Below are 15,033 nucleotides of genomic sequence, written 5' to 3' on the forward strand. Positions count from 1 at the left end.
CGACGTTTGAATGTCAACTCTTTTTTACAAAAAGTTTTTTTGATTTCGTTTGAGAAATCTTCCAGCAACTCATTTATCATATCGCATCGTTTGTTATTTGTCAAGAACTTTTTTAAAGTTTTTCTTGATGAAATCAAGCTTCATAAGCAGTCCTTTTTAAACGACTTAGTTATCTTATCATGTGATTACTCACACGTCAATAACTTTTTGAAATTTATTTTCTGAAAGAATTTTCAACTTTCAGCAGTTGTCCGCCTTGCGAACAAATAATAATATACCAACTAAAACAAGGCAGGTCAATGAATTTTTTTCTTTTTTCTACTTTTTTTCACTTGTCCGATCATTGTTATTCAAAATATATTTTTTGTTCGTTTTTAAAGTGAATATTTAAGATGTTATTTCGAAAAAGCAGAAAGAATTTATTAAATCCCTTTTTGATTTTCTAGTAAAAAAAGAAGCTATCTGTTTAGCCAGATAGCTTTCTTCTATACCATACACTCTATTGTTTAACGCATTGTTGGGAACAACAAAACGTCACGAATTGACTGTACATCTGTAAGTAACATTACTAAACGGTCAATTCCGATTCCTAATCCGCCAGTTGGTGGCATGCCATATTCTAAAGCTTCCAAGAAGTCTTCATCTACACCGTGTGCTTCATCATTACCCAACTCACGCTCTTTTTCTTGCGCTTCAAAACGTTCTCTTTGATCAATTGGATCATTCAACTCAGTAAAGGCATTTGCAAATTCTCTACCAATAATAAACAATTCAAAGCGATCAGTAAAACGTGGATCTTCAGGATTTTTCTTCGCTAATGGTGAAACTTCCACTGGATGTCCATAAACAAAAGTTGGTTGTGTTAATGTTTCTTCAACAAATTCTTCAAAGAATTCATTAATTACATGTCCCACACCCATTGCATCTGTTACTTCCACGTTATGTTCTTTAGCAATTGCAAGAGCTTCATCTAACGTCATTTCTTTCCAGAAATCAACACCAGTTTGCTCTTTAATTGCATCGACCATATGAACACGTTTGAAATCACTCTCAAGGTCAACTGCTTGACCATCATAGGTAATGCGCGCTGTTCCTAAAACTTTTTCTGCTGCGTTACGAATAATTCCCTCAGTTAAATTCATTACATCGCGATAATCCGTATAAGCAGTATAAGCTTCTAGCATTGTGAACTCAGGGTTATGCGTTGTATCAATTCCCTCATTACGGAAAACTCGACCAATTTCATAAACTTTTTCCATTCCGCCAACAATTAAACGTTTTAAGTGTAACTCTAGTGCAATACGTAAATATAAATCAATATCTAGAGCATTGTGGTGTGTAGTAAATGGACGAGCAGCTGCTCCACCAGCTTCATTGTGTAAAACAGGTGTTTCTACTTCAATGTAGCCATTTCCATCCAGATAACGACGAATTTCGCTAATGATTTGACTACGTTTCATAAAACGATCAAAGCTTTCGCGATTACTAATCAAATCTAAATAGCGTTGACGGTAACGTTGTTCAATATTTGTTAACCCATGATATTTATCAGGTAATGGACGCAAAGCTTTTGAAAGAATTGTAAATTCTGTTGCTTTGATTGTTACTTCACCTGTATCAGTTTTCATGATTTGACCCGTAACTCCGAAGAAATCTCCTAAGTCAGCATGTTTGAAAATCTCATAGGCATCATCACCTACTTGATCTTTACGTACATAAATTTGGATTTGACCTTCACGATCTTGAAGATGCGCGAAGCCCGCTTTTCCTTTTCCGCGGCGAGTCATCATTCGTCCAGCTACACTAGCAGTCAAACCCATCTCAGCTAATTCTTCTTTTGTTCTTGAATTAAATAATTCATGCAACTCTTCTGAGTTATGTGTACGTTCAAATCGCTTACCGAACGGATCGATTCCAGTTTCTCTTAGTTCTTCCATCTTTTGGCGGCGAACAAGCATTTGATCATTTAAATCTTCTACTTGATGTTGTTGTTCCTCAGTCACAAAAGTTCCTCCATTCTCCTAGTTGTTCTCAGTTCTAATAATGCCAATGAAACACAAAAAAAGCAAGCCGAACTTAAATTTTCGGCTTGAAATTCACAAAAATCTTAGAAATCTGTTTAATGTTTTATAGCAACTTTTTCCGTTTTTTCTAAAAAAGCTTCAAGCAAATCATTGATTTCCTGTTGGTTTTCAGAATGGTTGATTGCTACTTTTACTTTAGCTGCGCGAGGAATTCCTTTTAAATAGTAGGAAGCATGTGTTCGAAATTCGCGGCAGGCTACTTGTTCCCCTTTTAAGTCAGTTAAACGTTGCAAATGAAGTTTTGCTGTCGCAATTTTTTCAGCCGGCGTTGGTTCAGGGATTAGTTCACCTGTTTCTAAATAATGTTGCGTACGGTGAATCATCCAAGGGTTGCCTAATGCTGCTCGCCCAATCATCACACCATCTGCTCCGACATACTCCAACATACGCTTCGCATCTTCGGGTGTTTTGACATCTCCGTTTCCCATAAAAGGAATCGTTAAATGCTGTTTAACTTCTTTCAAGACTTCCCAATCAGCTTCCCCCTCATACATCTGCACCCTAGTACGACCATGCATAGCAATTGCTCCTGCTCCAGCCGACTCTGCTGCTAACGCGTTTTGCACGGCAAAAATGTGTTGATCATCCCAACCAATTCGCATCTTAACCGTGACAGGAATGTCTACAGCAGAAGATACAGCATGAACCATTTCATAAACCTTATCGGGATCAAGTAACCATTTTGCTCCCGCTTCCGCCTTAATAACTTTGTTTACAGGACACCCCATATTGATATCAATAATATCTGCTGTCGTGTTTTCTTGTACAAACTGTGCAGCCTCAACCAAGCTATCTTTATTTCCACCAAAAATTTGGACACTTAGTGGATGTTCTGCCTCTTCAATATGAAGCATTTCTAACGTTTTTTTGTTTCGAAAATGAATACCTTGATCGCTAATCATCTCACAAACGACTAGTCCTGCACCAAATTCTTTAACTGTTACTCGAAAAGCAGAGTTACTAATTCCAGCCATTGGCGCAACAACTACGCGATTCGGAATTTCAACGTTTCCAATTTTCCATTGATGTTTCAACTAAATTCCTCCTACTGCTTCTTCTTTCAGCGCTAATAATTCTTGTTCAGAATACTCGTACTTATTATTACAAAATGAACAAACTGCTTCTGCACCATGGTCTTCATCAATCATTGCTTGAATTTCTTCTGTGCCCAGTGCAATGATAGCTTCTGCAAATTTTTCTTTTGAGCAGTCACAAGCAAATTGAACAGGCATTTTTTCTAAGATATTTAACTCTTCTGCTCCTAATAATCCCTTCAAAATTTCTTCAGGTGTGTGACCTTCATCAAGCAATGTTGATATTCTTGGTGTTGTTTTCAATTGGTCTTCAATTTTTGAAATTGTTTCTTCATCTGCACCTGGCATAATTTGGATCATAAATCCACCAGCTGTTTTGATGCTGTCATCTGTATTTACTAGGACACTTAGGCCAACTGCTGATGGAATTTGCTCAGAAATAGCTAAGTAGTAAGTAAAGTCTTCCGCAATTTCCCCCGAAACGATGGGTGTCTGTCCAGAAAAAGGTTCTTTTAATCCCAAATCCTTAGTTACAGTGAACATTCCTTGTGTACCTACTGCACCACGAACATCAATTTTCCCTTCAGCATTCAACGGCAAACTCAAATGTGGATTTTTAATATATCCTTTTACATCGCCTTTACCATTTGCGTCAACAACGATTCCAACAGCTGGACCGTCGCCTTGAATGCGAACCGTTAATTTATCTTCACCTTTTAGTGTCGCTCCTAATAATAAACTACCGACTAGTGTACGGCCTAACGCTGCCGACGATGTATGCCATGTATCGTGGCGACGTTGTGCTTCTGCCACTGTATTTGTTGCTTGTACTGCATAAGCACGAACAGAACCATCATGTGCTAGTGCTTTAACTAAATAATCTTCCATTATTGTATGTACCCCTTTTTTTGATTTTTCAGCTCCTAGTGAATCATACTAGCAACTTTCATTTTTTTCAACTTTTGAAATCAGAGCTTAATAATAAATAAAACTGAACAAAAAAGAAATCAATTTTGTTTGTGTACAAATTTCTAGTTCAAACTACTCAATAGAAAAACTAAATTGAGTGAATCCAAAGAAAAAAGCTGGGACATTTAATTGTCCCAGCTTCAAAACATTTTACTATTTATAACGATCTTCAAAGTTATTTTTGTCGTAATCAGACTCTGTGTCTTTGTCTTTTTCTTCTTCAGCAACTTCTGAACCAGTTTCTTCACTGGCCAATTTTACTTCTTCAGCTTCGTCTTTTAGTTCTTGTTTTGTTTCTTCAAAATCTTGTTTTTCTTCTGCTTGTTTCTCCGCATCTTTTTCTTCTAAAGCACGTTTTGCTTCTTCAAACGTTTGTGCTTCTTTCTCACTTGGATAATCCGCAGACTCTGTTCCTTCTGGCATCACGCCACGTTCGAACAATGATTTAATTGCTTTTGCATCTAATGTTTCAAACTCAAGAAGTTTTTCTGCGATCAATTTATGTTGTTCACGGTGTGCTTCGATAATTTCATGCGCTTTTTGATGAGCATCCATCAAAATCTTGCGAACTTCTTGGTCAATTTCAAATGCAACTTGTTCAGAGTAAGCTTTTGTTTGACCATAATCACGGCCAACAAAGACTTGATGGTTTCCTTCGTATTGAACTGGACCAAGTCGATCACTCATTCCATATTCAGTAACCATGCTTCTAGCTAATGAAGTAGCTTGTTCAAAGTCATTTGAAGCACCCGTTGATTGAACGCCAAAAATAATTTCTTCAGCTGTACGACCACCAAGTAAGCCAACGATTTGTTCAAACATATCTTCTTTTGTCATCAAGAACTGATCTTCTTTTGGTAAAGCAATCATGTATCCGCCCGCACGGCCACGAGGGATGATTGTTACTTTATGAACGATACGCGCGCGGCTTAAGACTAAACCAACGATTGTATGACCAGCTTCATGATAAGCAACCATTTCGCGTTCTTTCTTATTAATTACGCGATCTTTCTTAGCAGGACCAGCAATAACGCGATCTTCTGCTTCATCAATATCAGATGCATCAATTTTCTTTTTATTACGACGAGCGGCTACCAAGGCAGCTTCGTTTAAGACATTTTCTAAGTCTGCACCAGCAAATCCTGGTGTTTGTTGTGCAACCACTTTTAAATCAACGTCGTCTGCTAAAGGTTTATTTTTAGCATGAACACGTAAAATGGCTTCACGACCTTTGACATCTGGACGACCAACCAAAATTTGGCGGTCAAAACGGCCTGGACGTAACAACGCTGGATCTAAGACATCTGAACGGTTCGTTGCGGCAATCACAATTACGCCTTCATTTCCGTCAAATCCATCCATTTCTACCAATAATTGGTTCAATGTTTGTTCACGTTCATCGTGTCCGCCACCCATACCAGCTCCACGTTGACGACCAACAGCATCAATTTCGTCAATGAAAATGATTGCTGGTGCATTTTTCTTCGCTGTTTCAAACAAATCACGTACACGACTTGCCCCAACACCGACGAACATTTCAACGAAATCAGAACCAGAAATGGAGTAGAAAGGTACGCCAGCTTCACCGGCAACAGCTTTCGCTAATAACGTTTTACCTGTTCCTGGAGGTCCTTCTAAAAGAACACCCGCTGGAATTCTTGCACCTAATTCAACAAATCGACGAGGATCTTTCAAAAACTCAACGACTTCAACAAGTTCTTGTTTTTCTTCTTCTGCACCAGCAACGTCAGAAAAACGAACACGGTTGGCTTTTTTGTCGGCTTCTTTGGCTTTTGATTTACCGAAGTTCATCACTCGGCCACCGCCGCCACCGCCACCACCTTGTTGACCCATCATCATATAGAAGAAGAAAATGATGATGACAATTGGCAAGAAGCTTAATAGTAGAGATACCCAAATACCGCTACTTGACTCTTCTTTAATTGTTGTTCCTACATCATGTTGTCTTGCCAAGTCTGTTACCTGACTTAACGTTGTGTCGTTTGGCAAAATGATAGTTGTGAAGTGTGTTGTTGATACATCAGTTGAACCTAGGATCGCTAAACCGCCACTGTTGCTAACTGTTTGTTGTTCCTTGTATTCACCAGTGATTTTATACACACCGTTTGCAGGTTGAACACTAAATTCTTTGATTTTCCCTGACTCTAATTGTTCAGTAAATTTTGAGTACTCGATGTCTGACGACTGCTGGCTATTGTTACCAAAAATAAAATAGACCACCATGACCATCGCCAAAATTACGAGGACATAATATAAGGCATTTTTCATCATGCCGTTATTCTTTTTGTTCATAGTTACCCTCCTTAAACACTAATTTGATTTAGAAATTTTTATCAATCCTGACCATTTCATTGTAACATAACTCATTTCAGAAAAGGCACTAATTTGACTGATAAACACTAGGTTTTAAGACCCCAACATAAGGAAGGTTTCGATAAGCTTCTGCATAGTCTAAACCGTAACCTACAACAAATTCATTAGGTACGTTAAAACCAACATAATCCGCTTCGATATCCACTACGCGTCCTTCTCGTTTATCTAATAAAGTAACAATTTTCACGGAATTTGCTTTACGATATTTAAAAAGATCAACTAAGTATGCAAGTGTTCGACCACTATCGATGATATCTTCAACGATCAACAAGTCGCGACCTTCAACGTTTGTATCTAAGTCTTTTACGATTTTTACTTCACCAGAAGATACAGTAGCATTTCCGTAACTTGAAACATCCATGAAATCTAACTCTAAATAAGTGTCAATTGAACGCACGATGTCTGCCATAAAAGGAACAGCTCCTTTTAATACGCCGACTACTAGTGGATTTTTATCACGATAAGTTTCAGTTAATTCTTTGCCCAGTTCTTCACAACGAGCTTGTATTTCTTCTTTTGAAATCAAAACTTTCTCAATATCCTTTTCTAACATTGGGTTCTCCTTCCAGTTGCTTCTTTTGATATTTGTAAAGAAGTATGTAGTGTATTTTATCAGTTTCTTTGTCAATACTCAAATAAGAAAAGGTAAAAGGAACAACACTATACACGTTTCTTTGCTCATCTGTAATCAACCATGCTTGTTCCCTGTGTGAATCAGGGATTTTTTTGTCAATAAAGTAACGGGAAACTTTCTTCGTAAGCGTTTCAGTCAAACGAATCCGATCACCCGGATGTCGTTGATCCACCTGAAGTTTCGTACCGTCTTCGAGCCACAAATCATGTCTAAACTCCGACCAATCAGCAAGATTTTCTGGTACAGCTAGCTTGTCACTTGAAAACAAACCAATCCATTGTGAATCACTTAAATAAATCGGCTGGTTTGGAAGCAGCATCCGTGGCACGAAGCTTTGCACTGGTTGGAGCTGTTCAATTCTGACATTCGTATACTCTTTTTTAAACAGCCAGCCTTTACCTAAATCAAACTGCCATTGGCTTTTATCACTTTTCCATTGATTTACTAGAAATAAAATTTGCTGCTCTTTTACTGCGACCGTTGTTTCGTTAAACAACTGTTCAAAAAGCGCATGAAGAAAAAAATAGCGTTCACTTTCAGCCATTTCGGAAATTTTCGCTACAGAAATTTGCCAGCCATTGGCTAATGGTTGGAGAAGTTCAGTTACTTTTTCATTCATCTGTTTTTGAATCAGTTCATCCGCCCATTGAATTTGCTTTGAAAATCGTTGGAAATGACTTAAAGTTTGCGAGTTTTCTTCTTTTAATCGTGGGATAACTAAGTGACGCAGCCGATTTCTTTGTACATCTAATTTCTGATTTGTTACATCTTCAAAATAAATCAACTGCCGTTCTTTAGCATATTCATATAATTGTTCCTTACTATAACTTAGTAATGGACGAATTAACCTTCCTGTTGCAAATGGTTGTATTTCTTTGATTCCAGCAAAGCTACTCAATTGTCCCCCTCTTAAAATTTTCATCAAAATCGTTTCAATTTGGTCATCTCCATGATGGGCAGTCATCAACGTATCATAGCCTTCCTCGTGCATGATTCGAGAAAAAGTTTGATAACGAAATTGACGCGCAGCTGTTTCAATTCCTGTTTCAGCAGGCCGTTCCCATGTAATGGAATAAAATGGAAGGTTCTTTGCTGCCGTATACGTTTGTAAATAATGTTCTTCCTCAGCAGATTCTACCCGTAACTGATGATTGATATGAACAACGCCCAAAGCAAAGAAATTTTTTTGTTGTGCAGCTAACAATAAATCCAATAAAACCATTGAATCTACTCCACCAGAAACTGCAACTAAAATTTTGGTTGTTTCCGACCAAAATTTTTTTTGCTGTCCTACTCTACTAAACCGTTCTTTCACGATAATCTACCTCCTCTCAAAAAAGAAAAGCCGAGACAAAACGAAGCCAATGTTTTGTCCCAGCTATATTTTTGTTTGGTACGAATAATGATGTGTTCAACAAACGTTCTCCTAAGCTACGAATGGCAAGAAAAACGTTCGGATGATTCGTCATCTTTATTAGCTACGACGTCCGCCGCGACCTCCACGTTTTCCTTCAGTGTTACGTTTTAATGAAGTTAGTCGATCATCACTATCTTTCAAAAATGAACTCATCAATGAATCGAAGTCTTCTTTCGTATTTGAAGGCTGACTGCGAGAGAAAGATTTTTTAGGTGTTGAGCGAGTACGATTTTCTCGAGGTTCCTTATTTTGATGTTGAAATTTCTTTGCATTATGACTTGTTTCTTTACCAGCGCTTTCTGGTTGTTCTTGTGCTTTACGAATGGATAATCCAATTTTTCCGTCATCACCAACAGATGTAACTTTTACTGTCACCTCATCGCCAACACTTAATACATCATGAATATCTTTTACAAAACCGTTTGATACTTCACTGATATGGACTAAACCTGTTTTACCAGAACCTAAATCAATAAATGCACCAAAATTTGTAATACCTGATACTTTTCCTTGCAGTTTTGCTCCTACCTCGATTGACATAAAAAAAATGTTCCTCCTATTTATTACCCAATTTATATTCCTGCTTATTTTGCAGTTGTAGAACTCGTTGATTGGTTTGTTTCTTCTGTTGAACTGCTTGTATTAGATTCTAATACTGGATAGACTTGCTCGCCTTCTTTGGAATAAAAGAATTTGCTTCTGGCAAGCTTTGCGACATAGTCGTCATCCTTCAGCAGCGAGACATCTGATTTTAATTGCGAGACGTCTGCTTTGACTTCTTTCATTTCCGTGGTAGCTTCGACTTTTAGCTCAGCTAGTTTATCTAGACGTTGCATATCTCGGAAAATCTGCACACCAATGATTGAAAAAATGACCAAAGCGCCTAATAAGATGACCGCTAACCGACGTCTGCGAAAAACGAGCTGACGTTGTTGCTTTTGAAACTCAGCGTATTTTTTCTTTGTGTAATCTGTATCTAACGCAGCAATTTTATTGCTTTTTTTTGCCACTTGCTTTCGCTCCAATCTGTTTTGGCTTGTCTTTTCCATTATACCAATATCAATAAAGCTTGTCTAATCTATTAATTTACGTTTTCTGTTCTTGTTTCTGAAATAATTTCGTACATTTTTTGTGCATCTTCTTTTTTGGTTGACTCATGAAGTTCATTGACTTTGATTTCCATTGTCTTGTTCCCAAATTGGATTTTTAAGACATCGCCAACTTTTACATCACTTGAAGATTTTGCTAACTTGCCATTTACTTGAATTCTTCCTTTATCAGCCACTTCTTTTGCTACAGAACGTCGCTTGATAATTCGAGAAATTTTCATAAATTTATCTAATCGCATAAAATATCCTCACTTTTTCTTGAATTTTTGATTGAATCGTAGAATTTTTTTACCAAAAGGCAACAACAACCACTCACGAATGGTAAAAACTTTCAACGAGATGACCGCAAAGACAAATGTTAATCCGCCAATTGCGACACCGATAAGACTAATGAGTAATGCACCCGACCGATGCATGACCGGTCCAACAATCACTTGGATTACTCCATAATAAATAAATAGAACAAAAATCATCCAAGCTAAACTTTGTAACAATTTTTTGCCAAAAGCCCGCTCTTTCCAAAAGGCATTCACTTCAGTTGTTTCTATATGAATAAAATACCAAAGAGTCACTACTAAACCAAGTAAGGTTGATAGACTTGCCCCAATCGTTCCAAACCATTGTGTAAACAATGCTGTTGTTAATAATTTTACTAATAGTCCCCAGCCAGCACCTTTCAAGGATGGACGAAAAGAATTCTTACTTTGCGCAATACTTTGGTAAGCTTGGATCACGGCGGTTAAGACAATTGCAAACACAAACAGCACTAAAGTCGCATTTCCTGCGTAGTCTTTAAACAACGCATAGTTGATATAAGGTAGTAACATTGCTAACCCGACGGAAGCCGCCAAAGCTAGTGCCGTCGTTAACCGCAGATACATCTTAGCAGTCTTCACAAATTGTCCATAAACAGCATCTGCTAAATATCTAGTCAACGTCGGTAAAAAAGTGGCACTCAATGCCGTTGCAATAACTAGCCCTAATTGTACTAATGGCTGGCCACGATCGTAGACTCCTTTAGCTATTTTAGACGCATGTTCACTCAAACCATAGATTTGCAACGCATTCTTTACAAAAAATGAATCAATTAATTGAAAGAAAATCAATAATCCACTGTAAATCGAAACTAAACCACCCTCAACCAAGAAACGACGTATCAGCCACTTACTTGGTTGCGAGAAAATAGGGAAGCTTCGAAAGCGCATTGCCCCTCCATGAATTTTTTGTTCATAATAATAAAGAACAAGATACGCGCATAAGCCACCTACTACGGCACCACTCATTGCAGCAGTTCCCGTTTCGTAAACATCCCAACTATACTGTTTAAACGCAAATGCACTGAACACGATAATCGACACGCGAACAATTTGTTCCACAACTTGTGAGATAGCCGTTGGCTCCATCAAAAAATGCCCCTGAAAGTTTCCTCGATAAAAAGACAAACCAGGCATCAATAAAAAGGTGAAGGAAACAACTTCAATCAAAGGTTTCAGTTGATAATCACCCATCATTTGTGCTAAAACGCCACTAAATAACCAGACACCTAACCATAAACAAACCCCTGTCCAAAAAACTAAGGGATATAGTTCTTTTAGTGCTTCCCGTTGTTTTAATGGTTCTTTTTTTTCTGCAACATATTTTGAAATAAATTGTGGTAACCCCGATAGTGCCAAGGCCATCGCAATGCCATAAATCGGATACACTTGTTGATAAACATAAAATCCTTCATCACCAACTAAGTTTTGAAGAGGAATTCGATAAAGTGCGCTTAAAACTTTAGCAATAAAAGAAGCTACGGTCAAAATCACCGCTCCTTGCATCACTTGACGCATTTCTTTGTGGTCCAAGGGAATCGCTCCTTCCTATACCGACAAATATTTTTGTTGTCGCAATGCTTTAACAAAACGTTGGATTTCTAATAACCAAACAGCTTCACTCATTGTTTTAGGAATGGTTAAGCGGATAACCATTTTTTCCTTTTCAACACCTAAACCTGCTTTCAACGTTGTTTCACTTAACGCCTCAAACAATTGTTCAACAGAATAGCGTTTCGTACCAACCTTACTTAGCGTGAAAATTACTGTTTCTTGTTGCTTACGCATCGTTTCTAATAAGGCACGATCACCATCCATTTTCAATTGTCCAACTGTTAATAGATGAGCAACTTCTTCAGGGTACTCACCAAAACGATCCAATAGATCATCTTCAAGCTCGTCCAACATTTCTTGTGATTCCAGCTCCCGAATCCGCTTATAGATTTCAATTTTTTGACGTTGATCTGAAACATAAGTATCTGGTAAGTAAGCATCCACACCGAGGTCGATCTCCACAGTCGTTTTTTCAACTTGATTATTTTTTCCTTGTTTACGAGCGACAGCTTCACTTAACATTTGTGAATACATATCAAAACCGACTGCATCGATAAAGCCATGCTGTTGCGCACCTAATAGATTACCAGCACCACGAATAGACAAATCACGCATCGCAATTTTAAAGCCTGATCCTAGTTCTGTAAAATCCTTGATTGCTTGCAATCGTTTTTCACTGACTTCATTGAGAATCTTTTGTGGTTCATACATGAAGTAAGCATATGCCACTCGATTGCTTCGCCCCACTCGGCCACGTAGCTGATAAAGAGTTGATAAACCCATATAATCGGCATTTTCAACAAATAGCGTATTTGCATTTGGAATATCCACGCCTGTTTCAATAATTGTGGTCGTGACTAACACATCATATTGTCCTTCAACAAAATCAAACAACGTATTTTCTAATTGAACTTCCGTCATTTGACCATGAGCGTAACCAATTCTCGCTTCCGGAACTAACTCTTGGATTTCTTCAACCTTTTGCTCAATGGTTTCCACTCGATTATAGAGATAAAAAACTTGACCACCGCGTCCCATTTCACGATGAATCGCTTCTCGAATTGCTCCAGGATTCTTCTCCATAACATAAGTTTGAATTGGGTAACGATTTGCCGGCGGTGTTTCAATCACCGATAAATCTCGTACACCCAACATCGACATATGCAACGTTCTCGGTATTGGTGTCGCTGTTAATGTCAATACATCTACTTGCGCCCGAAGCTGTTTCAACCGTTCTTTGTGCTTCACGCCAAATCGTTGTTCTTCATCAATAATCAATAAGCCTAAGTCACTAAATTCAATATCTTTTGATAAAATACGATGCGTTCCGACAACAATGTCTACTTGTCCCGTACGCAATTGTTCAATCGTTTCTTTTTGTTGCTTTTTCGTTCGAAAACGGCTCAGCAAGCCAATATTAATTGGAAAACCTTCAAAACGTTCGAGCATCGTTTCATAATGTTGTTGTGCAAGAATGGTCGTGGGAACTAAAAATGCCACTTGTTTGCTTTCCTTCACAGCTTTAAAAGCAGCTCGCAAAGCAACTTCCGTTTTACCATATCCTACATCACCTACCAGCAGACGATCCATTGGTTTTTCTTTTTCCATATCACGCTTGATTTCCGAAGAACTACGCAGTTGGTCATCTGTTTCAGAATAAGGAAATGCTTCTTCAAATTCTTTTTGATACCCATCATCTGGCCCAAAAGCATAGCCAATTTCGGACTCTCTGGCTGCGTATAATTTGATTAGATCATCCGCGATATCTTCGATTTTAGAAGATACTTTCCGCTTGGTTTTCGTCCACTCACTACCACCCAGCTTATTGATTCGTGGAGCTTTTGATTCAGACGCAACATATTTTTGAATCAAATTCAACTGAGTGACAGGGATAAATAATTTGTCGTCATTTTGGTATAAAATCGTCATATAATCTTGATGAACGCCATCGACTTCGAGCGTTTCCATCCCGATATATTTTCCGATCCCATGATTCGCATGAACAACATAATCGCCAGCTTTTAATTCGTTATAACTCTTTAAACGTTCTGCATTCGTAACCGTTTGGCGACGAGCTCGTTTTTTCGTTGTCTTTTGGAAAATTTCTTTTTCGGTGATGACCACGATTTTTTCTTGTGGCAATTCAAAACCATTTTGTAGTGCCCCTTCAACTAATTGCACTTGTCCGACGATTAGCTCATCATTTGCCGTTTCAATGGCTAAAATATCGTCATCGCGTAATAATTCTTCTACTTTACGAATTCGTTCCTTGGTTGGAATATAAATCATGACTGTCTGCTTTTGTTTGCGCCAACGATCAATTTCCGTTTTCAACAACGGCATTTGACCAAAAAATTGCTGCATCGTCCGATATTGAAACGAATAAATGGCGTGAAATTTCAAATTGCCCATTCCTTTTTGGAACAAAGCAAAAAAGGTTGTCGAAAACTGTTCTTTTTGAATCAATTTATGAACATCTGTAACAAAACTCTGTTCTGAAAAAACACGAAGTTCACTAATTTTTTGTGTCTGCCATTCAGCTGCTTCTCGTTCAATTTCTCGATTTGTTTCCATCATCCTTGGATAATCATCCACCATCAAGAAGCTATCAGAGTGAAAATAATCTAAAATCGTGGTTGACGTTGGATACAGCAAATCAGCGTAAAGCTTTGCCTCTTCCGTTGGTATTCCCGCTTGCCAGTTTGACAAAATTTGACCGAAATAGTCTTGTAAAAATACTTGATCGACTTTTTCAGCAGTCGTTGCTAATCTTTTTTCAAGTAATTTTTCTAACTCTTTCATTCCATGTTCCAGATCAGTTCCTGTGTAGATTTGCTCTGATGTTGGCGAAATCCAAATCTCTTCCGTTGGTCCAATAGAACGTTGTGTTTCTGCTTCAAAGTAACGCATCGAATCAATTTCAACATCAAACAACTCCACCCGTACAGGATGTTCCATCGTTAAAGGATAAATGTCAACAATACTTCCGCGAATACTAAACTCACCGGGTTTTGCAACCATTTCTTGACGTTCATATCCCATCAGGACTAATTGGAGCGGTAGATTTTCTACATCAATTTCATCGCCAATTTTCCAGTTGAGTTGTGCATCAACCCAAGCATTCTTACTCGGTAATCTTTTGTGTAATGCAGCAACTGGCAAAAGATAAATTCCTGCTTGCTTTTCCTGCAATGCATTTAATGTGGCTACTCGCTCTGCTCTTGCTTCTGGCGAAGAAAAAGCCATTTCCGCAGACAAGACTTCATCTACTGGAAATAGATGAATGTTGTCTTGATCAACGACGTGTTGCAAATCTTCCGCTAATTGATTTGCGTAATATAAATTTGGTAACAAAACGATTATATTTTTATTCGTTTTTTTGAAAACGTGGGCAATCAGTAATGTTTTAGCAGATCCTGCTAGCCCAGTAATCAGTTGCCGTGGCGTATTTGCTTCTAACTGAGCCACCCATTCTTTTACTTGAGGTTCTTGACCCACTAATTGAACAATATCCATTTCGCTTC

Annotated in this window: 12 protein-coding genes and 1 pseudogene; 1 reads left to right on the forward strand and 12 read right to left on the reverse strand. The window is 38.1% G+C overall.

The annotated features are described in order from the left end of the window. Nucleotides 1-506: 506 nt before the first annotated feature. The 6 genes from lysS to tilS (AB3I20_RS08795) form a co-directional block, all read right to left on the reverse strand. Entirely contained in the window at nucleotides 507-2,003 is a 1,497-nt protein-coding gene (gene lysS, locus AB3I20_RS08770) for a lysine--tRNA ligase (RefSeq protein WP_368027181.1), read from the reverse strand. 116 nt (nucleotides 2,004-2,119) lie between these two features. Further along, on the reverse strand, nucleotides 2,120-3,118 hold the full coding sequence (gene dusB / locus AB3I20_RS08775; protein WP_095803856.1) for a tRNA dihydrouridine synthase DusB: 999 nt from the start codon (nucleotides 3,116-3,118) through the stop codon (nucleotides 2,120-2,122). Then, entirely contained in the window at nucleotides 3,119-4,006 is an 888-nt protein-coding gene (hslO, locus tag AB3I20_RS08780; RefSeq protein ID WP_368027182.1) for an Hsp33 family molecular chaperone HslO, read from the reverse strand. A gap of 234 nt (nucleotides 4,007-4,240) precedes the next feature. Then, complete coding sequence (gene ftsH, locus AB3I20_RS08785) at nucleotides 4,241-6,400, reverse strand: ATP-dependent zinc metalloprotease FtsH (RefSeq protein ID WP_067484737.1); 2,160 nt, start codon at nucleotides 6,398-6,400, stop codon at nucleotides 4,241-4,243. 88 nt (nucleotides 6,401-6,488) lie between these two features. Next, nucleotides 6,489-7,034 carry a hypoxanthine phosphoribosyltransferase gene (gene hpt, locus AB3I20_RS08790; RefSeq protein ID WP_067484734.1) on the reverse strand — a complete coding sequence of 182 codons (546 nt, stop codon included), beginning with the start codon at nucleotides 7,032-7,034 and terminating at the stop codon, nucleotides 6,489-6,491. Then, nucleotides 7,015-7,434: a tRNA lysidine(34) synthetase TilS gene (gene tilS / locus AB3I20_RS08795; RefSeq protein WP_368027217.1), complete on the reverse strand. Its 420-nt coding sequence runs from the start codon at nucleotides 7,432-7,434 to the stop codon at nucleotides 7,015-7,017. Before tilS (AB3I20_RS08795) ends, hpt begins: the two co-directional genes overlap by 20 nt. 138 nt (nucleotides 7,435-7,572) lie before the next feature. Between tilS (AB3I20_RS08795) and AB3I20_RS08800 the strand changes: the two genes are divergently transcribed. Further along, on the forward strand, nucleotides 7,573-7,701 hold the full coding sequence (locus AB3I20_RS08800; RefSeq protein ID WP_368027218.1) for a zinc-finger domain-containing protein: 129 nt from the start codon (nucleotides 7,573-7,575) through the stop codon (nucleotides 7,699-7,701). Between the two features lie 183 nt (nucleotides 7,702-7,884). Here the strand turns inward: AB3I20_RS08800 and tilS (AB3I20_RS08805) are convergent. The 6 genes and pseudogenes from tilS (AB3I20_RS08805) to mfd all read right to left on the reverse strand — a co-directional run. Beyond that, nucleotides 7,885-8,337: pseudogene (gene tilS / locus AB3I20_RS08805) on the reverse strand (tRNA lysidine(34) synthetase TilS); the annotation flags it as partial. A 252-nt stretch (nucleotides 8,338-8,589) separates the two neighbouring features. Beyond that, nucleotides 8,590-9,072: a S1 domain-containing RNA-binding protein gene (locus AB3I20_RS08810; RefSeq protein WP_067484728.1), complete on the reverse strand. Its 483-nt coding sequence runs from the start codon at nucleotides 9,070-9,072 to the stop codon at nucleotides 8,590-8,592. Between the two features lie 44 nt (nucleotides 9,073-9,116). Then, on the reverse strand, nucleotides 9,117-9,542 hold the full coding sequence (locus AB3I20_RS08815; protein WP_067484725.1) for a septum formation initiator family protein: 426 nt from the start codon (nucleotides 9,540-9,542) through the stop codon (nucleotides 9,117-9,119). 71 nt (nucleotides 9,543-9,613) lie between these two features. Further along, nucleotides 9,614-9,880, reverse strand: a complete 267-nt coding sequence (locus tag AB3I20_RS08820; protein WP_067484722.1) for an RNA-binding S4 domain-containing protein — start codon at nucleotides 9,878-9,880, stop codon at nucleotides 9,614-9,616. A 9-nt stretch (nucleotides 9,881-9,889) separates the two neighbouring features. Next, entirely contained in the window at nucleotides 9,890-11,488 is a 1,599-nt protein-coding gene (locus AB3I20_RS08825; RefSeq protein WP_083571974.1) for an oligosaccharide flippase family protein, read from the reverse strand. A 15-nt stretch (nucleotides 11,489-11,503) separates the two neighbouring features. Next, on the reverse strand, nucleotides 11,504-15,025 hold the full coding sequence (gene mfd / locus AB3I20_RS08830) for a transcription-repair coupling factor (protein WP_271027172.1): 3,522 nt from the start codon (nucleotides 15,023-15,025) through the stop codon (nucleotides 11,504-11,506). Between the last annotated feature and the right edge of the window lie 8 nt (nucleotides 15,026-15,033).

The organism is Enterococcus sp. C50 (assembly GCF_040887505.1).
Taxonomy (GTDB): domain Bacteria; phylum Bacillota; class Bacilli; order Lactobacillales; family Enterococcaceae; genus Enterococcus_B; species Enterococcus_B thailandicus.